This is a genomic window from Acidovorax facilis, assembly GCF_023913775.1.
GTDB classification, from domain to species: domain Bacteria; phylum Pseudomonadota; class Gammaproteobacteria; order Burkholderiales; family Burkholderiaceae_C; genus Acidovorax; species Acidovorax facilis.
In genome coordinates this window covers 1-23,184 of sequence record NZ_JAMXAX010000034.1, presented here as the reverse complement: position 1 = coordinate 23,184, position 23,184 = coordinate 1, and the positions used below count along the sequence as shown (strand labels likewise).

Annotated in this window: 22 protein-coding genes; 17 read left to right on the top strand and 5 right to left on the bottom strand. The window is 64.5% G+C overall.

Annotated elements, in window-relative coordinates; all coding sequences use genetic code 11:
* Positions 1-4: 4 nt before the first annotated feature.
* Genes trpA through NFX52_RS12085 form a run of 4 tightly spaced genes read left to right on the top strand, consistent with a single transcriptional unit; the run spans position 5 to position 4,220 of the window.
* A complete protein-coding gene (gene trpA / locus NFX52_RS12100; protein WP_055400548.1) occupies positions 5-835 on the top strand; it encodes a tryptophan synthase subunit alpha in 831 nt (276 codons plus the stop codon).
* An 11-nt stretch (positions 836-846) separates the two neighbouring features.
* Complete coding sequence (glyA, locus tag NFX52_RS12095; RefSeq protein ID WP_055400546.1) at positions 847-2,118, top strand: serine hydroxymethyltransferase; 1,272 nt, start codon at positions 847-849, stop codon at positions 2,116-2,118.
* Between the two features lie 11 nt (positions 2,119-2,129).
* Entirely contained in the window at positions 2,130-3,035 is a 906-nt protein-coding gene (locus NFX52_RS12090) for a LysR family transcriptional regulator (RefSeq protein ID WP_207401983.1), read from the top strand.
* 15 nt (positions 3,036-3,050) lie between these two features.
* Entirely contained in the window at positions 3,051-4,220 is a 1,170-nt protein-coding gene (locus tag NFX52_RS12085; protein ID WP_055400542.1) for an MFS transporter, read from the top strand.
* 175 nt (positions 4,221-4,395) lie between these two features.
* Here the strand turns inward: NFX52_RS12085 and NFX52_RS12080 are convergent, their stop codons facing one another.
* A complete protein-coding gene (locus NFX52_RS12080) occupies positions 4,396-5,370 on the bottom strand; it encodes an IS5 family transposase (protein ID WP_055400540.1) in 975 nt (324 codons plus the stop codon).
* Between the two features lie 140 nt (positions 5,371-5,510).
* On the opposite strand from NFX52_RS12080, the gene NFX52_RS12075 reads away from it, so the two are divergent.
* From NFX52_RS12075 to NFX52_RS12015, 13 genes are all read left to right on the top strand, one after another.
* Entirely contained in the window at positions 5,511-5,771 is a 261-nt protein-coding gene (locus tag NFX52_RS12075; RefSeq protein WP_055400538.1) for an EexN family lipoprotein, read from the top strand.
* A 208-nt stretch (positions 5,772-5,979) separates the two neighbouring features.
* Positions 5,980-7,980: a conjugal transfer protein TraG gene (locus NFX52_RS12070; RefSeq protein ID WP_055400536.1), complete on the top strand. Its 2,001-nt coding sequence runs from the start codon at positions 5,980-5,982 to the stop codon at positions 7,978-7,980.
* Positions 7,977-8,423 carry a CopG family transcriptional regulator gene (locus NFX52_RS12065; protein ID WP_055400534.1) on the top strand — a complete coding sequence of 149 codons (447 nt, stop codon included), beginning with the start codon at positions 7,977-7,979 and terminating at the stop codon, positions 8,421-8,423. The genes NFX52_RS12070 and NFX52_RS12065 overlap by 4 nt, the downstream gene beginning before the upstream one ends.
* Entirely contained in the window at positions 8,420-9,499 is a 1,080-nt protein-coding gene (gene trbB / locus NFX52_RS12060; protein WP_055400532.1) for a P-type conjugative transfer ATPase TrbB, read from the top strand. Before NFX52_RS12065 ends, trbB begins: the two co-directional genes overlap by 4 nt.
* Positions 9,496-9,882 (top strand): TrbC/VirB2 family type IV secretion system protein, encoded by a 387-nt coding sequence (locus tag NFX52_RS12055; protein ID WP_055400530.1) that lies wholly within the window; start codon positions 9,496-9,498, stop codon positions 9,880-9,882. The genes trbB and NFX52_RS12055 overlap by 4 nt, the downstream gene beginning before the upstream one ends.
* Positions 9,879-10,151, top strand: coding sequence for a VirB3 family type IV secretion system protein (locus tag NFX52_RS12050; RefSeq protein ID WP_055400528.1), 273 nt, complete (start codon positions 9,879-9,881; stop codon positions 10,149-10,151). Before NFX52_RS12055 ends, NFX52_RS12050 begins: the two co-directional genes overlap by 4 nt.
* A gap of 9 nt (positions 10,152-10,160) precedes the next feature.
* Positions 10,161-12,632 (top strand): conjugal transfer protein TrbE, encoded by a 2,472-nt coding sequence (gene trbE, locus NFX52_RS12045; RefSeq protein ID WP_055400526.1) that lies wholly within the window; start codon positions 10,161-10,163, stop codon positions 12,630-12,632.
* Positions 12,629-13,360 carry a P-type conjugative transfer protein TrbJ gene (trbJ, locus tag NFX52_RS12040; protein ID WP_055400525.1) on the top strand — a complete coding sequence of 244 codons (732 nt, stop codon included), beginning with the start codon at positions 12,629-12,631 and terminating at the stop codon, positions 13,358-13,360. The genes trbE and trbJ overlap by 4 nt, the downstream gene beginning before the upstream one ends.
* A 12-nt stretch (positions 13,361-13,372) precedes the next feature.
* Positions 13,373-14,746 carry a P-type conjugative transfer protein TrbL gene (trbL, locus tag NFX52_RS12035; protein ID WP_055400523.1) on the top strand — a complete coding sequence of 458 codons (1,374 nt, stop codon included), beginning with the start codon at positions 13,373-13,375 and terminating at the stop codon, positions 14,744-14,746.
* A gap of 18 nt (positions 14,747-14,764) precedes the next feature.
* Positions 14,765-15,469: a conjugal transfer protein TrbF gene (gene trbF, locus NFX52_RS12030; protein WP_055400521.1), complete on the top strand. Its 705-nt coding sequence runs from the start codon at positions 14,765-14,767 to the stop codon at positions 15,467-15,469.
* Entirely contained in the window at positions 15,466-16,467 is a 1,002-nt protein-coding gene (gene trbG, locus NFX52_RS12025; protein ID WP_055400519.1) for a P-type conjugative transfer protein TrbG, read from the top strand. Before trbF ends, trbG begins: the two co-directional genes overlap by 4 nt.
* A gap of 1 nt (position 16,468) precedes the next feature.
* Positions 16,469-17,728 (top strand): TraB/TrbI/VirB10 family type IV secretion system protein, encoded by a 1,260-nt coding sequence (locus NFX52_RS12020; protein WP_055400518.1) that lies wholly within the window; start codon positions 16,469-16,471, stop codon positions 17,726-17,728.
* Positions 17,725-17,976, top strand: a complete 252-nt coding sequence (locus NFX52_RS12015) for a DUF2274 domain-containing protein (RefSeq protein ID WP_055400516.1) — start codon at positions 17,725-17,727, stop codon at positions 17,974-17,976. The genes NFX52_RS12020 and NFX52_RS12015 overlap by 4 nt, the downstream gene beginning before the upstream one ends.
* A gap of 664 nt (positions 17,977-18,640) precedes the next feature.
* On the opposite strand, the gene NFX52_RS12010 is transcribed toward NFX52_RS12015, so the two are convergent.
* The 4 genes from NFX52_RS12010 to NFX52_RS11995 all read right to left on the bottom strand — a co-directional run bounded on the left by NFX52_RS12010 (position 18,641) and on the right by NFX52_RS11995 (position 23,180).
* Entirely contained in the window at positions 18,641-19,723 is a 1,083-nt protein-coding gene (locus tag NFX52_RS12010; protein WP_055400514.1) for a TRAP transporter substrate-binding protein, read from the bottom strand.
* Positions 19,724-19,955: 232 nt separating this feature from the next.
* Positions 19,956-21,860 (bottom strand): 1-deoxy-D-xylulose-5-phosphate synthase, encoded by a 1,905-nt coding sequence (gene dxs / locus NFX52_RS12005; RefSeq protein WP_055400512.1) that lies wholly within the window; start codon positions 21,858-21,860, stop codon positions 19,956-19,958.
* A gap of 115 nt (positions 21,861-21,975) precedes the next feature.
* Entirely contained in the window at positions 21,976-22,941 is a 966-nt protein-coding gene (locus NFX52_RS12000) for a polyprenyl synthetase family protein (protein ID WP_055400510.1), read from the bottom strand.
* Complete coding sequence (locus tag NFX52_RS11995; RefSeq protein WP_252635655.1) at positions 22,938-23,180, bottom strand: exodeoxyribonuclease VII small subunit; 243 nt, start codon at positions 23,178-23,180, stop codon at positions 22,938-22,940. Before NFX52_RS11995 ends, NFX52_RS12000 begins: the two co-directional genes overlap by 4 nt.
* Between the last annotated feature and the right edge of the window lie 4 nt (positions 23,181-23,184).

Genomic DNA, 23,184 nt, shown 5'->3' with positions numbered 1-23,184 from the left:
AACCATGCATCGCCTTGCCCTCACGTTTGAGCGTCTGAGCGAACAAGGTCGCAAGGTGCTGATTGCCCATGTCGTCGCGGGATACCCTTACGCGGACATCACGCCTGCGTTGATGCACGTGCTGGTGGAGGCTGGAGCCGACGTCATTGAATTGGGCGTGCCGTTCTCCGATCCATCGGCGGAAGACACGGCTGTCCAAGCCGCTGGCGAACAGGCATTGCGCTCAGGGGTTGGACTGCTGCAAGTCCTTGACCAGGTACGACAGTTCCGCGAGGCGGATGGCGCCACGCCCGTGGTGCTGAGGGCTTATGCAAATCCCATCGAACGCTACGACCAATTGCGTCAGTCGGGCGCCTTTGCCGAGAACGCGGCCAGCGCGGGCGTGGATGGTGTGCTGGTGGTCGATTGCCCGCCAGAAGCCGCCGATGGGCTGGCCGCACAACTGCGCCATTGCGGCCTCGACATGATCTTGCGGTTGGCATCGTCCGCCACGGAGCGCCACGTGCGGGCGGTGGCCGAGCGCGCCAGCGGTTACCTCTGCTGCCTATGCGTCAAGGCCCTCACTGGCGACCAGACGCCGGCACGCATTCGCCGCCATGTGCGCATTCCCGTGGGCATCGACTTCAGCATCCGTGACGCGCAGACCGCCCGCGACATCGCCCAGAGCGCCGATGCCGTCGTCATTGGTGCTTGGCTCATCGAGAGCCTGGCGGACAAGTCAGCGGCCGAAGCCCTGGCCGCTGCCAGCGATCTCATCCGCAGTATCCGCAGGCAACTGGACATGGACACGCCCGAGCCATCCCCAACAACCCAACCTCAACGAAACCGACGATAGGACTCCCCACCATGTACGACACATCTCTCGCTCTTACGGACTTCGACCCCGAGCTGACGCAAGCCCTGCAGAACGAAGAACGCCGCCAAGAAGATCATGTCGAATTGATCGCCTCCGAGAACTACGCCAGCCCGCTGGTGATGGCGATCCAGAACTCGGTGTTCACCAACAAATATGCCGAAGGCTATCCGGGCAAGCGCTACTACAGCGGCTGCGAGAACGTGGACGTGGCCGAGCGCCTGGCCATCGAACGAGTCAAGGCGCTGTTCGATTGCGACTACGCCAACGTCCAGCCCCACGCTGGCGCCCAGGCCAACGCGGCGGTGTTCCTGGCGTTGATCAATCCCGGCGATACCGTGATGGGCATGAACTTGGCCCAGGGCGGCCATCTGACCCACGGCAATCCGTCCAACTTCTCCGGACGGCACTACAAGATCGTGCCCTACGGGCTTGATCCCGAGACAGGCCTGATCGATTACGACGAGATGGAGCGCATCGCGCTGGAGACCCGGCCCAAGATGTTGATTGGCGGCTTCTCCGCCTATTCGCGCCACAAGGACTGGGCGCGCATGCGCACCATTGCCGACAAGGTCGGCGCGGTCTTCTGGGTGGATATGGCGCATGTGGCCGGCTTGGTGGCAGCGGGCGAGTACCCGAATCCATTGCCGCATGCCCACGTGGTCACCAGCACCACGCACAAGACTCTGCGCGGCCCACGTGGCGGCATCATCCTGTCCAAGGGGCAGGATGAGAACTTCTACAAGAAGCTCAATTCCGCCGTGTTCCCCGGCATCCAGGGCGGCCCGCTGATGCACGTGATCGCCGCCAAGGCCATCGCATTCAAGGAAGCGCTACGCCCCGAGTTCAAGACGTACCAGCAACAGGTCGTGATCAACGCACGTGCCATGGCGGCCGCGCTCCAGCAGCGCGGCTACAAGATCGTCTCCGGTGGGACCGACAACCACCTGATGCTGATCGACCTGTCCGCCAAGCCGTACACCGGCAAGGACGCGGACGCAGCGTTGAGCGATGCTTACATCACCGCGAACAAAAACTCGGTGCCCAACGACCCTCGCTCGCCTTTCGTGACTTCGGGCGTGCGCATCGGCACGCCAGCGGTGACCACGCGGGGCTTCGGCGTGCCCGAGTGCGAGCAGCTGGCCGGCTGGCTGTGCGATGTGCTGGATGCGCTGGAGGCGGGTGGCAGTACGCTGACAACGGTACGTGATCGGGTGCGGGAACTGGTGGTGGACTTGTGCCACCGCCACCCCGTGTACCGATAGCGGTTTTGCACATGGAATTGCGGCACCTGCGTTGCTTCCTGGCCGTGGCCGAAGAACTCCACTTCGCCCGCGCCGCCGAGCGGCTGCATATGGAGCAATCGCCGCTGTCGCGCGCCATCAAGGAGTTGGAAGAAGACCTGAGCGAGCAGCTATTCGTTCGCACGTCTCGCAGCACGCGGCTGACGCGTGCCGGCAACCTGTTCCTTGAGCATGTTCCGCGCATTTTCATGGCCTTGCAGCAAGCCCGCGACAGTGTAAAGGCGTCCGCCAATGGCTTCCATGGTCAGTTGCGCATCGCGCTGTCCGATGGCATGACCCCCTCACGCTTGCCGGCCTTGCTGGCACTGTGCCGACAGGAAGAACCTGAGGTGGAAATCCGCCTGTTTGAGGTCTCTCTGGCGCAGCAGCTCAAGGGGCTGCATGAAGACCTGTACGACGTGGGCCTCGCCCAATCGGCCAACGTGGGTGACGGCATCCTGGCGGTGGAGGCCTGGAGCGATCCGCTGCACGTTGCCTTGCCGGCCCGCCATCCCTTGCTGGCATACAAGCGCATTCCGCTCGATGAAGTGCTCCGCTATCCGCTGGTGATGGGCGACCCACAGTTCTGCGAGGGCTATTGCCAGCAGATCGAGCGCATCTTGCGCGTCGCGGATCAGAAGCCTCTGGTCGCTGAACAGGTCATGTCCTGCGAATTAATGATGGCAATGGTCGCGGCGGGGTTGGCGCTGGGACTGGCCGGCGCCTCGCAGATCGCAGGCGGCCGAGAACAAGGCATCGTTTCGCGCCCCTTGGCCGGACGCCCACCAGTGCTGACGACCTATCTGCTGCGGCTAGATAGGGAACCGTCCGAAAGACTGTCGCGGTTCGTTGAGCGAGTCGTTGCCGTTCCGTCGTGTGTCACGTCATCTGGACGATAGGGAGGAAATTGGAACATGAAGAAAAACCTAGATGGCAAGACGATGCCTCTCCTTGCGGCGGGAGCAGGATTGGCGGTTGCCAATACCTACTACAGCCAACCCATGCTTGCCGAGCTTTCCATTGCGTTCGGCACCACGCCTGCCGTCGTGGCCGCGATCCCGATGGCCGCCTTAACGGGCAATACCTTGGGGGTCATTTTTCTCGCGCCCCTGGGTGATAAGTTTGAACGCCGGGCACTGATCGTTCTCACGACTGTTGCACTTGCGTTGGGATTACTTGGAGCCTCAATTGCGACAACGTTGTGGCTGCTGATCGCGGCCAGCTTCATGATCGGTCTGTTCTCCACCGTTGCGCAACAAATCGTTCCGCTTGCGGTTCACATTGCGCCCATTGCATCCAGAGGCCAAGCGCTTGGTTTGATCACGGGCGCCATTCTTCTGGGCATTCTTCTGTCAAGAACGATCAGCGGCGGTGTCACGGAATGGTGGGGTTGGCGGGCCATGTTTCTTGCTGCCGCCGGAGCCATGTTTGCAATGGCGCTCCTCTTTGCATGGCGATTGCCAAAGGTCCATCCGAAAGCAACTCCGAGTTATGCCGCGTTGCTGGGATCGCTATGGCTACTGCTAGCCGAGCACCGGACATTGCGGATCGCTGTCCTTATACAAGCGCTGATCTTCGCAGCCTTTCTGGCCTTCTGGTCGAACCTTGCGGTGTTGCTTGCCGGTGAACCCTACCAATTGGGACCGTCGGCGACCGGAATGATGGCGGTGATCGGCGCGGTTGGTGTGGCCGCCGCGCCGGCGGCCGGTCGCCTCGCTGACCGCGGTGATTCGCGCCGGGACGGCGCTGGTCATCCTCGCTTTCGTCTTGCTCATCGCCTTGCCAGGCAGTTTATGGGCGCTTGCTGTGGGCGTGTTGCTGATGGACATAGGTGTCCAATCGTCTCAAGTCGCGAACCATGCACGGGCACTGGCTCTCGATGCCACGGCGCACAGCCGCCTCAATACGGTGTTTATCGCGACCATGCTTCTTGGGGGTTCCATTGGGGCGGGCCTGGGAGGACTCGCGTTCTCCCATTTCGGATGGAACGGCACCTGTGCCGTCGGAGCGGTCATGGCAATTCTCGCGCTGGCGCTAGCAGCAACATGCGGCGAGCCCAGCAGAAGCCGCGCATGACGCTCTAGAAGGGCGCACGGCGACCCATTCGTGTGCAAGTCAGCATTCTTGCGCTAAGGCTACGCTGAACAAGCCGTCGAAAAATTTCCGCGCAAACCTGGATGACGCAGTTTTTTGGACTTTTATGCCTCTCGCGCGGCCCATTTGGGCAGTTCGCGGGGCGCTGAGGCCCGATTTCCGCCCTTACGGGCGCACCTGTCCCAACAGATGACTGCGGCACAGGTAAATGTTGGCCAGCGCCAAGGCCGTGAATGCGCGCGTGGCGTTCTTTTGTAGCCCACGGTAGCGCACCTTGGTGAATCCCCACAGGCGCTTGATCACCGCAAAGACATGCTCGACCCTGGCACGTACCCGCGACTTGTTGCGGTTCTTGGCCCGCTGCACCTCGTTCACCTCGCCCGCACGTCGCGTGCGCTGGTTGGTGAAGTCCTTGGCTTGGGGTGCTTTACTCGCTATCAGTGCTTTCTGACTGGCGTAGGCCGAGTCGCCGTAGACGCGCTGTTCGTTGCCGTGCAGCAAATCGGGCAGCGGGTGTTTGTCATGCACGTTGGCCGCCGTGACCACCGCGCTGTGGGTCAGCCCGGTTTGGCTATCCACGCCAATGTGCAACTTCATGCCGAAATACCACTGCTGGCCCTTCTTGGTCTGGTGCATTTCGGGGTCTCTGGCCTTGTCAGCGTTCTTGGTGGAGCTGGGCGCGCCGATGATGGTGGCGTCCACGATGGTGCCGGTGTTGACCTTGATACCGCGAGCCTGCAACTCCTTGCCGACGCGCGTGAACAGTGCTTGGCCCAACTTGTTGTCGTTGAGCAGGTGGCGGAACTTGAGCATCGTGGTGGCGTCTGGGACCGGCTCGCAGCCCAGATCTATGCCCACAAAGCGGCGCAGGCTGGCACTGTCGTATAGGGCTTCCTCGCACGCCAAGTCAGCCAGGTTGAACCAGTGCTGGATGAAGTGAATGCGCAGCATGCGCTCCAAACCAATGGGGGGGCGTCCATTGCCGGCCTTGGGATAGTGCGGGGCAATCTCCTCGCATAGCGCAGCCCAGGGCACCAGCGCATCCATGGTCTTGAGGAATTCATCGCGCCGCGTGGGTTTGCGGTGTTGTTCAAAGCCCGACTGCGTGTCGGCCGCCATGGCAAGGGTCTGCTGCTTCATGGCCCTGTAATTTACCCAGACTGAAGAAGCAGCGGGGACTTTTTCAGCATTGCCCTAAAGAAATTCGTTTGAATCTATCAAGGCCGTGCGGATCTGCTGCGGCCTTTGCCTCAAGCCCCACTCTTTGGAGAAATAAAACCATGAGCCTGTTCAAGATCATTGTGTCGTCATCGCTGGCGGCGATGCTCGCCGCCTGCGGCCAGTCATCCAATTCCACCGAGACGGTGGAATCCCTTGCGGCCAATCCTGAGCGCCTCAAGGAACTGCGCCAGCAGTGCAAGCTGGATCGGGCCAAGCTGGGTGACGCGTTGTGCAATCGCGTGGCCGAAGCCACGCGCCGACGCTTCGTGGGCGATGGCAAGGTGCCATACACCCCATCCAAAGAACCGCCCAAGTTCTGATTGTCTGCTGCCTGCAACGCAGTTCTTTTTTCTCGTTCGATACGCCGCAATGCGCCTTAGCTAGCGGCGTTCTTACTGTGCTCTCTCCTGCCTGAAACGATGCTTTTTGCGGCATCTACATTCTGATAACGGTCTTTGACCGGTACTCCCCACGGCGCTGATCCTGATGCCTGCGGCACGTCTTTGTGCCGTGAATGGAGGCAGGGTCATGCAAGGGACGAACGTGCTGTTCGGTCAGATCGCCGTGGTGTTCGGCATCGTGATCTCCGGCGTGTGGGGCGCCACACAATGGACAGCCGCCGCCTTGGGCTACCAGCTACGCCTGGGCTCGCCTTGGTTCGACCTACTGGGCACGCCGATCTACCACCCCTGGCGGCTGTTCGAGTGGTGGTTCTTCTTCGATGCCTATGCGCCCCACGTCTTTGACACGGGTGGCGCCATTGCAGCAGGCAGTGGCCTGTTCGCGGTGGTGGTTGCCATCGGCATGTCGATCTGGCGTTCGCGGCAATCCAAGCTGGTCACGACTTATGGCACGGCGCGGTGGGCCAACAAGGAGGACATTCGCAAGGCGGGCCTCACGCAGCCGGCCGGCGTGTTCCTGGGCCAGCACGACTACCAGTACCTTCGCCATGAAGGCCCGGAACATGTCCTGACGTTCGCGCCCACGCGCAGCGGCAAAGGCGTCGGCCTGGTGGTGCCCACCTTGTTGAGCTGGCCCGCGTCCGCCGTCATCCACGACATCAAGGGCGAGAACTGGAGCATCACCGCAGGCTGGCGCTCGCGCTTCTCGCACTGCCTGCTGTTCAACCCCACGGATGCGAAGTCGGCGGCCTACAACCCGCTGCTGGAAGTACGGCGCGGCGCGCATGAAGTGCGCGACGTGCAGAACATCGCGGACATCCTGGTCGATCCCGAAGGCGCGCTGGAGAAGCGAAACCACTGGGAGAAGACTTCGCACGCGCTGCTGGTGGGCGCCATCCTGCATGTGCTGTATGCGGGCGAAGACAAGACCTTGCGTGGGGTTGCCAATTTCCTGTCCGATCCCGCGTGCCCATTTGAGTTGACGCTGCACCGGATGATGACCACATCGCACTTGGGTGATGGCCCGCATCCGGTGGTGGCGTCCGCCGCGCGTGAAGTCCTCAACAAAAGCGACAACGAGCGCTCGGGCGTGCTCTCCACGGCCATGTCGTTCCTCGGCCTGTACCGCGATCCCACGGTGGCCGAAGTCACCTCGCGCTGTGACTGGCGCATCGCCGACCTGATTGCAGCCGAGCATCCCGTCTCGCTGTATCTCGTGGTGCCGCCATCGGACATTTCGCGGACGAAGCCGCTCATTCGCCTGATCCTGAACCAGATCGGGCGGCGCCTCACGGAATCACTCGACGGCAGCGACGGCATTGAGCGCCGCCACAAGCTGCTGCTGATGCTCGACGAGTTCCCGGCGCTCGGGCGCCTGGATTTCTTCGAGACAGCCTTGGCCTTCATGGCGGGTTATGGCATCCGCAGCTTCCTGATCGCGCAGTCGCTCAATCAGATCGACAAAGCCTACGGCCAGAACCATTCGATTCTGGACAACTGCCATGTGCGCGTGACGTTCGCCACCAACGACGAACGCACCGCCAAACGGATCTCAGAAACCCTGGGCACCGCCACCGAACTCAAATCCCAGCGCAACTACGCGGGCCACCGCCTGGCGCCGTGGCTGGGCCATCTGATGGTGTCGCGCCAGGAGACGGCCCGGCCGCTCTTGACGCCCGGCGAAGTCATGCAGCTTCCGCCCGATGAGGCCGTGGTGATGGTGTCCAGCTTGGCGCCGATCAAAGCCAAGAAGCTGCGCTACTACGCGGACAGCAATTTCAAGCACCGCGTGCTGCCGCCGCCCGTTCTGACTGCGGGACGCTACGCCGACGTACCTCCCTCGCGTGCCGACGACTGGAGTGCGTTGGCGATTCCCGCTGTGCCGATCGCCTCTGTCACTGATGCCGCTGAAGGCTTCGCTGCCGCTGCCGACGACGGCGGCCCGCGCCGCCAGCCCGAGCTTTCCGAAGTCTCCGAGTACCAACCCGAACAGGCATCCGCAGCCAACGACCTCGCGCTGCTCGATGACGACGACGCGCCGCTTCCCCTCCCGCGCCAGCTTGACCCGGCGCTGCAGCGCACGGCCCGGCTGGCATCCCTCGACCCCAACGACGGAATCGACCTATGACCCAGCACCGCCTCAATGTATTCATCCAGCCAGAGCACAGCAAACGGCTCGATGAGTTGGCCGCCAAGAAAGGCGTTTCCAAGTCGTCCATCGTCGCTGCGGCGCTCGCATCGTGGCTGTCGCCTGACGCGGCCGACCAGCGCGAAGCAGCAGTTGCCAAACGGCTGGATCGCCTGTCGCGCCATGCCGAGTGCTTGGAGCGCGACCAGAACATCCAAATTGAAACACTGGCGCTGTTCATCCGCTACTTCCTCACGGTGAGCACGCCGGTGCCAGAGGCCCATCAGGACGCAGCGCGTGCCCAGGGCAAGGCCCGCTTCGAACAGTTCGTCGAACAGCTGGGTCGCCATCTGTTGCGCGGGCGCAGCTTGGTGCGGGACGTGGTGGAGGAGTTGCATCCAGACCCCACGCGCATGGATGAAGCGCAGGAGCGTGCCTCATGAACGCCGTTCCCCAACTCCCGGCAGAACCTCGTTCATCGGCCGCCACGTCACTGGACCGGCGCATCCAGATGCTGCGCACAGCAATGGGGCCGCTGATCGCCGCCGCGCTCGAAGACCCGGACGTGGTGGAAATCATGCTCAACCCCGATCGCACCTTGTGGATCGACCGGCTTTCCTCGGGTCGTTCCCCGATGGGTGTGGATCTGTCCGAAGCGGACGGCGAACGCATCATCCGACTCGTAGCGGCCCACGTCGGCGCAGAAGTGCATCGCGGCCAGCCGCTGTTGTCGGCGGAGCTGCCCGAAACCGGCGAACGCTTCGAGGGCATCCTGCCCCCGGCCGCACCAGGCCCGGCCTTCGCACTGCGCAAGCGCGCCATCGGCGTGATCCCCTTGGAGCGCTACGTCACCGACGGCATGATGACCCGCGCCCAGGCGGACTACCTCATCCGTGCGGTGCGCGAGCGGCAGAACATCCTGATCGCGGGGGCTACCAGCAGCGGCAAGACCACCCTGGCCAATGCGCTGCTGGCGGAGATCGCCGCCACGGGCGACCGCGTGCTGGTGCTCGAAGACACGGTGGAGCTGCAATGCGCCGCCCGTGACCACGTGCCACTGCGCACGCGCCGAGGCGTGGTGTCCATGCAGGAACTGGTGCGCTCTTCCATGCGGCTGCGTCCCGATCGTGTCGTCGTGGGCGAAGTGCGCGGCGCCGAGGCGCTGGACCTCATCAAGGTGTGGGGCACGGGCCATCCGGGCGGCATCGCCACGATCCATGCGGGCTCCGCCATCGGCGCATTGCTGCGCCTGGAGCAACTGATTCTCGAAGTGGCGGTGAACCCACCCCGTGCGCTGATCGCCGAAGCGGTCAATGTGGTGATCCACATCGCCGGGCGCGGGCGCAAGCGCCGCATCGAGAGCATCGCCCGTGTCGTCGGCTTCGACGGCGTGGGCTACCAACTGGTGGATGCCTTGGGGGCGCTGGAAACGCCGTTTCCCGAGTTGCCGCCGGTTTCCTCCGCAGTGCCTGCCGCTGCACCTTCCCTGTCCCTTGATCCACCTGGAGAACTTTCATGACGCACGTTGCTGCTTTCCGTATTTCCGTAAATCCGCTTTCGCGTCTGCCCAACCTCGCACGGCTGCGCAGCCTGGCCCGCCCTGCGGCGCAAGGGCTGCTGCTGGCCGCGTTGCTGCTGTTCCTGGCCGGCACCGCGCAGGCCGCCGGCTCCTCGATGCCGTGGGAAGCGCCGCTGCAATCCATCTTGGAGTCGATCCAGGGGCCGGTGGCGCGCATCGTTGCCGTCATCATCATCATCGCCACGGGCCTGGCACTCGCCTTCGGCGATACCTCGGGAGGATTCCGCAAGCTGATCCAGATCGTGTTCGGTCTGTCCATCGCGTTCGCCGCTTCGAGCTTCTTCCTGTCGTTCTTCAGCTTCTCGGGTGGGGCAGTCGTATGAGCGGCCCAGACAACTTCGCGGCCGGGTTCGAGGTGCCTTTGCATCGCTCGCTGACCGAGCCGATTCTGATGGGCGGTGCGCCGCGCACCGTGGCGATTGCCAACGGCACCTTGGCTGCTGCTGTCGGGCTGGGCCTGCAACTGTGGATTCCGGGCGTGGTGCTCTGGATCGTCGGCCATTCGCTGACGGTGTGGGGCGCGCGCGTCGATCCGCAGTTCATGCAGGTCTTCGCGCGGCACATCAAGCACAAGCCGCTGCTGGACGTGTAGGGGGATGCCATGCTGAACCTTACCGAATACCGCCAACGGCCCGCGCTGCTGGCCGACTGGCTGCCGTGGGCCGGACTGGTGGCCCCTGGCGTAGTGCTGAACAAGGATGGTTCCTTCCAGCGCACGGCGCGTTTCCGTGGGCCTGATCTGGACAGCGCCACGCAGGGCGAGCTGATCGCCACGTCGGCGCGCTTGAACAACGCGCTGCGCCGCCTGGGTTCGGGCTGGGCGCTGTTCGTGGAGGCTGAGCGCCGCGCTGCCGCCGATTACCCGCACTCCGAGTTTCCGGAACAGTTGTCGTGGCTGGTGGACGAGGAGCGCCGGGCCAGCTTCGAGGAAGCTGGGCATCACTTCGAGAGCGGCTACCACCTGACGCTGGTGTACCTGCCGCCCGAGGAATCGCGCGCCCGCGCAGCGGGGCTGCTGTACGAGAACCGACCCACCGAGGGCGTGGACTGGCGCGAGCGCCTGACAGCATTTCAGGCGGAAACGGATCGCGTGTTTGACCTGCTCGATGGCGTGATGCCGGAAATCGCATGGCTCGATGACGCGCAGACGCTGACCTACCTGCACGCGACCATTTCCACGCGACGCTATCCCGTGCCAGTGCCCGAAGTGCCGTTTCACCTCGATGCGCTGCTGGCCGATTCCGCGCTCATTGGTGGGCTGGCTCCGATGCTGGGCGACCAGCACCTGCGCGTGACGACGGTGCGAGGTTTTCCGACCTCGACCTGGCCGGGGATTCTGGACGACCTCAACCGCCTCGGATTTGCGTATCGCTGGAGTACGCGCTTTCTCTGCCTGGACAAATCCGAGGCGGAACGGGAATTGGGGCGCCTGCGCCGCCAGTGGTTCGCCAAGCGCAAGAACGTCATCGCCTTACTGCGCGAAACCATCTTCCAGCAGGAATCGCCGCTGGTCGATACCGACGCCAGCAACAAGTCGGCCGATGCGGACGCGGCCCTGCAGGAGCTGGGTAGCGACCAAGTGGCCTTCGGCTACGTCACCGCCACGGTGACGGTGCTCGATGCCGATCCCGCCGTGGCCGACGAGAAGCTGCGCATGGTGGAGCGCGTCATTCAGGGCCGTGGTTTCGTCACTATTCCTGAAACCCTGAACGCGGTCGATGCGTGGTTGTCGTCAATTCCGGGCCACGCCTACGCGAACGTGCGCCAGCCCATCGTTTCGACGCTGAACCTGGCGCACCTGATGCCGGTGTCCGCCGTATGGGCAGGCCCTGAGCGCAATGCCCATCTCGACGGGCCGCCGCTGATCGTGACCCGCACCGAAGGCGCCACGCCGTTCCGGTTGGTCACGCACATTGGCGACGTGGGCCACACGCTGGTGGCCGGGCCGACCGGCATGGGCAAGTCGGTCTTGCTCGCCACGCTGGCGATGCAGTTCCGCCGCTACCCCGGCTCGCGCATCTTTGCCTTCGACATGGGGCGTTCCATGCGTGCCACCATCCTCGGGCTGGGAGGCGAGCACTATGACCTGGGCACGGATGGCGAGATCGCTTTCCAGCCGCTCGCGCGCATCGACCGCGAAGGCTACCGCACATGGGCGGCCGAATGGATCGAGGGCCGCCTGTTGCACGAAGGGGTGGCGGTCGGCCCCGATGAGAAAGCGGCGATCTGGTCGGCGCTCGGCAGCCTTGCCGGTGCGCCCGTGGAGCAGCGCACGATGACTGGCCTGTCCGTGCTATTGCAATCGAACGCGCTGCGCCAGGCGCTCGCGCCCTATGTGCTCGGCGGCGCGCACGGCAAGCTGCTGGATGCGGATTCGGATCGCCTGGGCTTCGGCTCCGTTCAGTGCTTCGAGATGGAAGAGCTGATGCACAGCAAGGCCGCCGTCATGGCCGTGCTGCACTACCTCTTTGCGCGCTTCGACGAACGCTTTGACGGTGCCCCCACGCTGCTGATCCTCGATGAAGCGTGGCTGTTCCTCGATGACCCGGTATTCGCTGCCCGCATCCGCCAGTGGCTCAAGACGCTGCGCAAGAAGAACGTCAGCGTCATCTTCGCCACGCAGTCGCTCGCGGACATCAAGGATTCGAGCATCGCGCCCGCGATCATCGAAAGCTGCGCCAGCCGCATCTTCCTGCCGAATCCGCAGGCGAGCGAGCCGCAGATTCGCACGATCTACGAGGGCTTCGGCCTCAATAGCCGCCAGATCGAGATCGTCGCCACCGCGCAGCCCAAGCGCGACTACTACTACCAATCCCGCCTCGGCAACCGCCTGTTCGACCTCGACCTGGGGGCCGCGACGCTAGCCTTTGCGGGCGCGTCCTCGCCGCAGGACCAGCGGAACATGGATCGCGTACTGCTGGACGCAGGCGTGCCCGGCTTCGCGGGTGCCTGGCTGTGCCATCGTGGCCTCGATTGGGCGGCCGATCTGCTGCCCTCGTTCCCCGGCCTTGCGCCGCTGACCTCTCAGTTTTCCGCTCGCACCGCTGACCACCCACAGGAGAACCCATCATGAAGAAGCACCTTATCGCCGCCGCCGTCGCCGCATCCCTGCTCTGCACAGTGCCCGCCGTGCAGGCGCAATGGGTCGTGATCGACCCCACGAACCTCGTGCAGAACACGCTGACCGCGATCCGCACGCTGGAGCAGATCAACAACCAGATCCAGCAGCTCCAGAACGAGGCGCAGATGCTGACGAACCAAGCCCGCAACTTAGCGAGCCTGCCGTTCAATGTGGTGAGCCGCCTACGCAGCAATCTGGCGACCACGCAGCGGCTGATCGCTCGGGCCAAAGGCATGGCCTACGACGTGGCGCGCATGGATCAGGATTTCCAGCGGCTATATCCCGAACAGTACGCCGCCACGGTGAGCGGCGATCAGATGTACCGCGATACGCAAGAGCGCTGGAAGAACACACTGAACGGCTTGCAGACCACGATGCAGATGCAGGCCCAGGCCTCGCAGAACCTGAGCGATGACGAAGGCGTTCTCGCTGACCTCGTGGGCAAGAGCCAATCGGCTGAAGGTGCGCTTCAGGCCATGCAGGCCATGAACCAACTCTTGGCCCTGCAGGCCAAGCAGTCCATCCAGACGCAGCGATTGCAGATCACACAGGATCGGGCGGCCTCGCTGGAACTGGCTCGGCAGGCGGCTGCAGCCGAGCGCGGGCGAGAAGTACGGCGGCGTTTTCAGGGTACGGGCACCCCGTACACGCCGCATCCCGTCAACTTCTACGGCAACTGACGGAGCACAGCCATGAACGACGTGACGGTCATTGACCGATTCCTCGACACGTTCTCGCGCTACATCGACTCGGGCTTTGGGCTGCTGCAGGGCGAGGTGGCATTCCTCACGGCCACGCTGATCGTCATCGACATGACGTTGGCGGGGCTGTTCTGGGCCATGAGCCATGCCACCGGCCAGGGTGAGGACGTGATCGCCAAGCTGATCCGCAAAGTGCTGTATGTCGGAGCCTTCGCCTACATCATCGGCAACTTCAATACCTTGGCGGGCATCGTGTTCCGGTCGTTTGCGGGTCTGGGCCTGACGGCCAGCGGCTCGACCTTGAGCATGGGCAACTTCCTGCAACCGGGCCACCTGGCCAAGGTGGGTGTGGAAGCAGCGGCGCCTATCTTCACGCAAATTGGCGACTTGGCAGGCTTTCCAGAGGTGTTCGTCCACATCGATCTGATCGTGGTGCTGTTCTTCGCCTGGCTGGTGGTCATCGTTAGTTTCTTCGTGCTGGCAGTGCAGCTCTTCGTGACGCTGATCGAGTTCAAGCTGACGACACTCGCGGGCTTTGTGCTGGTGCCGTTTGCCCTCTGGAACAAGACGGCGTTTCTGGCCGAGAAGGTGTTGGGCAACGTGGTGTCCTCGGGCATCAAGGTGCTGGTGCTCGCCGTCATCGTGGGGATCGGGTCTGGGCTGTTCTCTGAGTTCACGATTCCGGCAGGCGCCGAGCCCTCCATCGACCAGGCGTTGGTCATCATGCTGGCCTCGCTGTCCATGCTCGCGTTGGGCATCTTCGGACCGGGCATTGCGACCGGGTTGGTGTCCGGTGGGCCACAGCTTGGCGCGGGAGCGATGGCCGGGGCTGCCATCGGTGCAGCCGGTACCGCCGTGGTGGTCGGTGCCGCGGCCACGGGCGTGGGCAGCGCAGTGGCGGCCGGAGCCCGCATGGCGCCCGCGGCCGCCAAGGTGGCCGGAGACGGTGCCCGCTCGATGGCATCGACCGCCAGCAGCGCCAAGTCGGCGTACCAGGCGGGTTCTGCTTCGGCCGGTGGTGGCCTCAAGGGTGCCGCCACTGGCATGGGCAATGTCGCCAAGACCGGCGCACAGGCGGCCGGGCAGAAGGTGGCCGAGGGCGCGCGTTCGATGACAAAGCGCGCCGCAGCGGCGTTCCAGGAAGGTGGTGGCCCCGCCTCTGGAACGGGAGCGGCTGGCGCCGCGTCGGGTGGCACCGCCGATGCAGCCGTTTCGTCACCACCCACCGAGCAACCCGCCTGGGCCAAGCGCCTGCACCGCAGGCAGCAACTCAGCCATGCCGCCACGACCGCCGCCCACACGCTGCGCGGTGGCGACGCCGGCAGTTCCAGCCAGGGGCCAAGCCTGCGTGATTCCAATTCCTGAACTTCAAGGAGAACCCTTATGCGATTCAAACGACCGCAGGTGCGCTACGCCGACACGCCGCAGCCTGCCACCCCCTACCAATCGGCCGCCCAGGTGTGGGACGAGCGCATTGGCTCGGCCCGCGTGCAGGCGAAGAACTGGCGTTTCATGGCCTTCGGCTGCTTGACGCTGGCCGTGCTGATGGCGGGTGGCCTGGTCTGGCGCTCGGCCCAGTCCATCGTCACGCCCTACGTCATCGAGGTGGACAACGCGGGCCAGGTTCGGGCCGTCGGCGAAGCCGCCACGCCCTACAAGCCCAGCGATGCGCAGATCGCCTACCACCTCGGCCGCTTCATCGGCCTGGTGCGCTCGCTGTCCATCGACCCCATCGTCGTGCGGCAGAACTGGCTGGATGCCTACGACTACACCACCGACAAGGGGGCGGTGGTGCTGAACGAGTACGCCCGCACCAATGACCCGTTTGCGCGCATCGGCAAGGAGTCGGTGACGGTGCAGATCAGCAGCGTGACCCGCGCCAGTGAGTCGTCTTTCAACGTGCGCTGGACGGAGACACGCTTTGTGAATGGTGCGCTGGATCGCACCGAACGCTGGAACGCGGTGGTTTCCACCGTGTTGCAAACCCCGCGCACCGAGCAGCGTGTGCGCAAAAACCCCCTGGGCATCTACGTCAATGGTCTGTCGTGGAGCCGCGAGTTGGAAGCGAACGAAGGAGCAAAACCATGAATGCACATTTCCGTAAGCCCGCTTTGCCGGTGATCCTGCTGGCATCCACCGTCTTGTTTGCGGGCTGCGCCACGCAGGGCAAGCCGCCGCCGTCCATCTCGCTCGATGAACCGGTGCAAGCGCAACCGCTGCCCGAAGCGCCGAAGCCCGTGGAGGTGGTCAGCGTACCCGAGCCGCTGGCTTTGCCGGGGCAACTGATGCCGTTGTCCGGCACGGGGGACGCCAAACTTGCGCAAGAGCCTGCGGACGAGAAGGTGCGCGTATCACGCGCCAATGCCGAGGCGCGCATCGCACCCACGCGCGAGGGCTATGTGAACGCGATCCAGGTCTGGCCCTTCACCGATGGCGCGCTGTACCAGGTCTATGCGGCTGTGGGCCGCGTGACGGTGGTTGCCTTGCAACCCGGCGAAGAACTGGTGACGGTGGCTGCGGGCGATACCGTTCGCTGGATCGTGGGCGATACGTCCAGCGGTTCCGGCGCGGACTTGCGCGTCAATGTGATGGTCAAGCCGATCCGCTCGGGGTTGAAGACGAATCTGGTCATCACGACCAGCCGACGTACCTACCTGCTAGAGCTGACCGCGACCGAGAAGACATGGATGGCGTCGGTGTCCTGGGAGTATCCCAAGGACAAGATGCTGGCCTTGCAGCGCCAGGCGCAGGCGGCCGGTGCGGCTGCGCCGGTCGATAGCGGCCTGTCGCTGGAGAAGATCCGCTTCCGCTATGCGGTCAGCGGCAGCAATCCGCCGTGGAAGCCGCTGCGCGCTTTCGATGACGGCGAGAAGGTCTACATCCAGTTCCCGCCAGGTATTGCCCATGGCGAGCTGCCGCCGCTGTTTGTGATCGGCGCGCAGGGCGACGGGCAACTGGTGAACTACCGCTTCCGATCGCCGTACTACATCGTGGATCGGCTGTTTGGTGCGGCCGAGTTGCGGCTGGGCGGGGACAAGGGCGACGTGGTGCGGATTGAGCGCACGGATGGCGTAGGGAGGAATTGACATGGGCCAGGATGACACTCCCGACCTCGCCACGCAGCAGGCGGGCAAGGTGGCGCCCGATGCTGTGGCGCTGCGCGCGCAGCCGCGCCCGGTCACGCGCCTGAACCGGCGCACCTTGACCATCCTCACTGGCGGCCTGTCGGTCGCCGTGCTCGGCGCCACGATCTGGTCGCTGCAGCCGCACCGGCGCGGCGGTGGGCAGAGCGAGCTGTACAACGTCGATCGCGTGTCGAAGTCCGAGGGGCTGGATGGGTTGCCTTCGGACTACTCCAAGCTGCCCAAGGTGCCCGAACTGGGGCCGCCGCTGCCGGGCGATCTCGGCCCGGCCATCGTGGCCTCGCAGCAGCCGATGGCGCCCACCTATGCGCCGCCGGGCCATGATCCCGAGGATGCCTTGCGCAAGGAGGCGGAAGCGGCAGCGGCGTCGTCGGTGTTCTTCCGCTCGGGCAAGCCGGGACAAGCCGCTGGTGCTATCCCGCAAGCGGCACCCGGTGCACCCAGCGCCATGGCGGCCTTTGACCCGCTGGCCGCCGGGCCAGCCTCGACCGGGGCCCAGCCAGCCGACCCGACCACGGTGCAGAACCGCCAGGAGCAGAAGGAGGCGTTCCTGAAAGGCGGTTCTACGGAAACCCGTAATTCCGGGAATCTGCAAATGTCGGCCTCGCCGTACCAGGTCATGGCCGGGACGGTGATTGCGGCGGCGCTGGTGACGGGCATCAAGTCCGATCTGCCGGGCGACGTGATCGCCACGGTAACGGAACCGGTCTATGACACGGCCACTGGAAAATTCCTGCTGATCCCGCAGGGCTCGCGCATCCTGGGCCGCTACAACAGCCAGGTGAGCTATGGCCAGAGCCGGGTGCAAATGGTGTGGCACCGGATCATCCTGCCGGACACGTCTTCGCTGACGCTCGACAACCTCGTGGGCACCGATCCCGCCGGCTATGCCGGTGTGGAGGACGAGGTAGACCGGCACTGGGGCCGCATCCTGGCCGGGGCGGCATTGACCACGCTGTTGGGCGTGGGGGCCGAACTGGCCGCGCCGGAGAACCGGCAGGACGGCAACCGCATCATCATCGCCGGGCGCGACAGTGCCCAGGACAGCATCAATCAGGTCGGGCAGGAGATGACTCGGCGCAACATGAACGTCCAGCCGACGCTGACGGCGCGGCCGGGGTTGTCGGTGCGGATCGTCGCCAACCGCGACTTACGGCTCCGTCCTTACCAGCCCATGTTCTACCTGAGGGGAACTACGCGATGAGTACGACAAAAAAACTCCGCCTCGGGCCGCTGCCGAAACTTGAATCCACCAAGCTGACCTTTGCATGCCCGGTCAGCTTGAAAGCCGACCTCGACCAGTACGCTGCGCTTCACGCACAAGCGTATGGCGAGGCTGTGGATGCGGCGACGCTGATTCCGCATATGCTGGAAGCGTTCATGGCGGGGGATCGGGGATTCCGGAAGGGAGCGATGACCAGGGCCTCACCACCGAAACCGAAACAGCCCTGACGACGCGGATACCCTTGTCATCGCGCCACCAACGAAAGCGCAGCCCACGGACTGCGCTTCGCTTTGGGAGCTGGGCGGCGACAAGCCGAGGCTATGATGGCAATGCGACCTTGCCCGCTGCGATGCCCCTGCGCTCACCACCGCGAAGCGCCTATGCGGCACCTAGCTCCAAAAGCGGCGAGAGTACGCAACAGGGCGAATCTGGCCTAACCCATTGCCCCATAAGACCTTTCGCACCACTGCAGGTCCGCACCAAAGACTTGACAGCGGACATTTTTTATGGAGCAGACGCAGGGGGGCCGTGCGCCATGGATCATGGAGGTAGCGGTGGGGCATCGACTTTGGCGCATCGCGCAAGCAGATGAGCCCCTTGATCTCCTGCCACCCTCTTTCTTAGCGGCGAGCAGCCACAAGGAAGCCCTTCACGAATCGAAAGGCTTCAGCGGTACACGGGCAACGGCCGCGCGCTCCAAGGCATCGAGAGTCAAGCCGCCGGCTGTGGCTTGGGACCTTGCCCACGTTCCTGCGGTTGAAGGGGGCCGCATGGCCGCAGCAAGGCGCCGCCTCGCAGAACACCGGGACGAAAAAAAACCCGCCCAAAAGAGGACGGGTTTTGCAGACCTTGGAATGGCAGCTTGCGCCGCCATTCCAGAGCCACTCGGGATCAGAGCTTCTGCGAAGACATGAACGAGTCGTAGCGGGCTTCGGCAAAGCGGAACCAGAGCACCTGGTCGCGCTGGAATGCGCGCATGTCGGCGTAGATCTTCTTCCACTCGGGGCTCTTCGCGTCGTTGGCGGCGAAGACTTCCATGGAGGCCTTGAACGAAGCGTCCATCACGGCTTGCGAGAACGGCAGCACCTTGGTCTTGGCAGCCACCAGTTGCTTGAGGGCCGTCGGGTTCAGCGCGTCGTACTTGGCCAGCATGTCGATGTGGGCCACGTTGGTTGCGGCTTCGATGATGGCCTTGTTCTCGGCAGACAGGCCGTCGAAGGCCTTCTGGTTGACGAAGAAGTCCACTTCCGGGCCACCTTCCCACCAGCCGGGGTAGTAGTAGAACGGAGCCACCTTGTTGAAGCCCAGCTTCTGGTCGTCGTACGGACCCACCCATTCAGCAGCGTCCAGCGTGCCCTTTTCGAGGGCCTGGTAGATTTCGCCGCCAGGGATGCTCTGGGGCACAGCGCCCAGCTTTTGCATCACCTCGCCAATCAGGCCGCCGCCCAGGCGCATCTTCATGCCCTTAAAGTCGGCGGGCGACTTGATTTCCTTGCGGAACCAGCCACCCATCTGGGTGCCGGTGTTGCCGCCGGCGAAGCTGATGGCGTTGTAGTTCGCGTAGAACTCGTTCATCAGCTTGCGGCCATTGCCATGCAGCATCCAGGCATTCATCTGGCGGGCATTGAAGCCGAAGGGCACTGCCGAACCCAGCGCGAAGGCAGGGTTCTTACCGTAGAAGTAGTAAGGCACGGTGTGGCACATCTCCACGGTGCCCTGCTGCACGCCGTCCATCACGCCAAAGGGGGGCATCAGCTCGCCACCAGCGTGCACGGAGATTTCAAACTTGCCACCCGACATGGCCTTGACGGCCTTGGAGAACACATCAGCGCCGCCATAGATGGTGTCCAGCGACTTGGGGAAGCTGGAAGCCAGACGCCAACGAATGGCAGCCTGGGCGTGGACGGCAGGCGCAACGCCTGCAGCCAGCACGCCAGCGATGCCAGCCTGCTTGATGATTGAACGACGATCCATGAGGTTCTCTCCGATATAGTGATTGCGAAACTTGGGCGCACGCGTTGTGCACGGCGCCGTCAAGGACTTGTTTGAGCCGGGTTCATTGTAGAAACATGCCCCCTCAGACTTTTGCGGGTTTTCCCGCGAAAATCCCGGCCCTTGCACATGGCTTCAGGCTTCTGCAAGCATCTTGGGGACAGCCGCACGCACCCCGCTGCAAAACGGGACTGCGGCAGACCACCTTGGCAGATCAGGCAGCCCGCACAGACTGCAGCGCGGGCAAAAACCGCCGCTCGATCGCAAGGCGGATTCCCTCGGCATCGAGCCCCTGCAACGCAAGCAGCTTGGCCGGGTCGCCATGTTCGATGAACACGTCCGGCAGGCCCAGCTGCAGCACGGGCCGCACGATGCCCATGCTGTGGAGCGCTTCGGTCACGGCGCTGCCCGCACCGCCCATGATCGCGCCTTCTTCCAGCGTGACCAGCGCATCGTGGCGCTCGGCCACCTCGCGCAACAAGCCCTCGTCGATGGGTTTGGCCCAGCGCATGTTGACCACCGTGGCGTCCAGAGCCTCGGCCGCTTCCAGCGCGGGGTACAGCAACGTGCCAAACGACAGGATCGCAATGCGCGGCGCCTTGGCATCGGTGCCCTGGCGCTCGCGACGGATCTCGCCTTTGCCAAAAGGCAGGCCATCCAACGCCGCCAGCGGCGCCACACCGGCCCCGCTGCCACGCGGGTAACGCACGGCCACGGGGTGGTCCTGCTCGAAGGCGCTGCTGAGCAGTTGGCGGCATTCGCGCTCGTCAGCCGGGCAGGCCATGCTCATGTTGGGAATACAGCGCACAAACGGGATGTCGTACGCGCCTGCATGCGTGGCACCGTCGGCGCCTACCAGGCCCGCGCGGTCCAGCGCAAACACCACGGGCAGGTTTTGCAGGGCCACGTCGTGGATCAGCTGGTCATAACCGCGCTGCAAGAAGGTGGAGTAAATCGCCACCACCGGCTTGACGCCTTCGCAGGCCATGCCGGCGGCAAAGGTTACGGCATGCTGCTCGGCAATGCCCACGTCGTAGTAGCGGTCCGGGAAACGTTTTTCAAACTCCACCATGCCCGAGCCCTCGCGCATGGCGGGCGTGATGCCCACCAGGCGAGAGTCGTGTGCGGCCATGTCGCACAGCCACTGACCAAACACCTGCGTGAACGTCTGCTTGGGCGGCGTGGCGGGCTTGGTGAGGCCCACGGAGGGGTCGAACTTGCCGGGGCCATGGTAGGCCACGGGGTCGGCCTCGGCCAGCTTGTAGCCCTGGCCTTTTTTGGTGACCACGTGCAGGAACTGCGGGCCTTTGAGGCCCTTGATGTTCTCCAGCGTGGGGATCAGCGAGTCGAGGTCGTGCCCATCGATGGGGCCGATGTAGTTGAAGCCGAACTTCTCGAACAACGTGGCAGGCACCACCATGCCCTTGGCCTGCTGCTCGAAGCGCTTGGCCAGCTCCAGCAGGGGCGGCACGGGGCGCAGCACGGTCTTGCCCACGTTCTTGGCAGCCGCGTAGAACTGCCCGCTCATGAGCTGAGCGAGGTAGCGATTGAGCGCGCCCACGGGCGGGCTGATGCTCATGTCGTTGTCGTTCAGCACCACGAGCAGGTTGGCATCGGCCACACCGCCGTTGTTCAGCGCCTCGAAGGCCATGCCCGCACTCATGGCGCCATCGCCGATGATCGCCACGGCGTGGCGGTTTTCGCCCTTGCGCTTGGCGGCCAGCGCCATGCCCAGCGCGGCCGAGATGCTGGTGCTCGAATGCGCCGTGCCAAAGGTGTCGTAAATGCTCTCGGCCCGCTGCGGAAAGCCCGAGATGCCGCCCAACTGGCGCAGCGTGTGCATTCGGTCGCGGCGGCCGGTCAGGATCTTGTGCGGATAGGTCTGGTGGCCCACGTCCCACACCAGGCGGTCTTCAGGGGTGTTGAAGACATGGTGCAGCGCGATCGTCAGTTCCACCGTGCCCAGGTTGGAGCTGAGGTGCCCACCCGTGCGCGCAACACTTTCGATCACGAACCCGCGCAACTCGGTCGCCAGGGCCTTGAGATCTGCGCGCGAAAGCTGGCGCAGGTCGGCCGGGTCATTGATGGTCTGCAGCAGGGGAAAGGACATCGTGGACATTTACTATTTTTTTCATAGCTGCCAGCGCTTTACAGGAAAGCGCTGGAGGCCAATTTGGCATTGATTTCACTGCAACGGGCATGAACAGGGTGCAGCACGGATCATCGGGCCAGGCTCAGTGCGAGCGGCGCACCACCATGTCCGCCAGGGCCGCCAGCGCGCGGGTATCGGGCAGGCCACTGCGGGCCAGGGCCGCATGGGCCTCGGCCAGCAGCTCCTGGGCATAGGCCTGCGCCCGCGCAAGCCCCAGCAAAGACACATAGGTGGGCTTGTCGGCCGCAGCGTCCTTGCCGGCCGTCTTGCCCAGCGTGGCGGAATCGGCCACCACGTCAAGGATGTCATCCACCACCTGGAACGCAAGACCCATGGCGGCCCCGTAGTCGGACAGCGCCTGGTAGGCCTCGCCCACGGCGTGGCCGCACGCCGCCCCCATGAGCACACTGCCCTGCAGCAGCGCGCCGGTCTTGAGCCGGTGCATCTGGCGCAACTGGTCTTCGGTCAACGCCACACCCACGCTGGCCAGGTCGATGGCCTGCCCGCCCGCCATGCCGGCCGAGCCGGCGGCCCGCGCCAGCAGCCTGCACAGCGTGGCCTGCGTGGCGGCGGGGATGAGGGTGTTGTCGGGCGTGAGCAGCTCAAATGCAAAGGCCTGCAAGGCATCGCCCGCCAGCAGCGCCTGGGCCTCGCCAAACTGCACATGCACGGTGGGCTTGCCACGGCGCAGCACGTCGTTGTCCATGCAGGGCATGTCGTCGTGCACCAGCGAGTAGGCGTGAATGAGTTCCACCGCGCACGCGGCCCGCAGGGCCGCCTCGTCCAGGCCAGCGCGCAGCGCGGCATCGTCAACCACCGCAGAGGCCGGTGCGCCGCTGCAGACCGCCTCATAGGCCGCCAGCACCAGCAGGGGCCGCAGCCGCTTGCCACCATCGAGCACGGCATAGCGCATGGCGTCGCCCAGCCCGGCGGGTGCGCCATCGCCCACCCATTGCGACAGGGCCTGCTCCACCCGGGCCAGGTGGTTCTGGCTCCAGAGGTTCATGTCCAGCGGCTGGCTCTCGAAATTCATTGGCACCGCGCTCATTCCTGGTTCCATGGTTGCAGTTGCCCTTCATCCAGCACCTTGATCTGGTCCTGCACGGCTTCGAGCCGCTGGCGGCAAAACGCCAGCAACGTGGCGCCGCGCTGGTAGCCGGCCAGCATCTGGTCCAGCGGCAACTGGCCCGACTCGATGCGGGCCACGAGTTGCTCCAGCTCTTCCAGGGCCGCCTCGTAGCTGGCAGGTTCGGCGGGAGGAGCGGGGGTTTCGGGGGCCTTGGGCATGGAG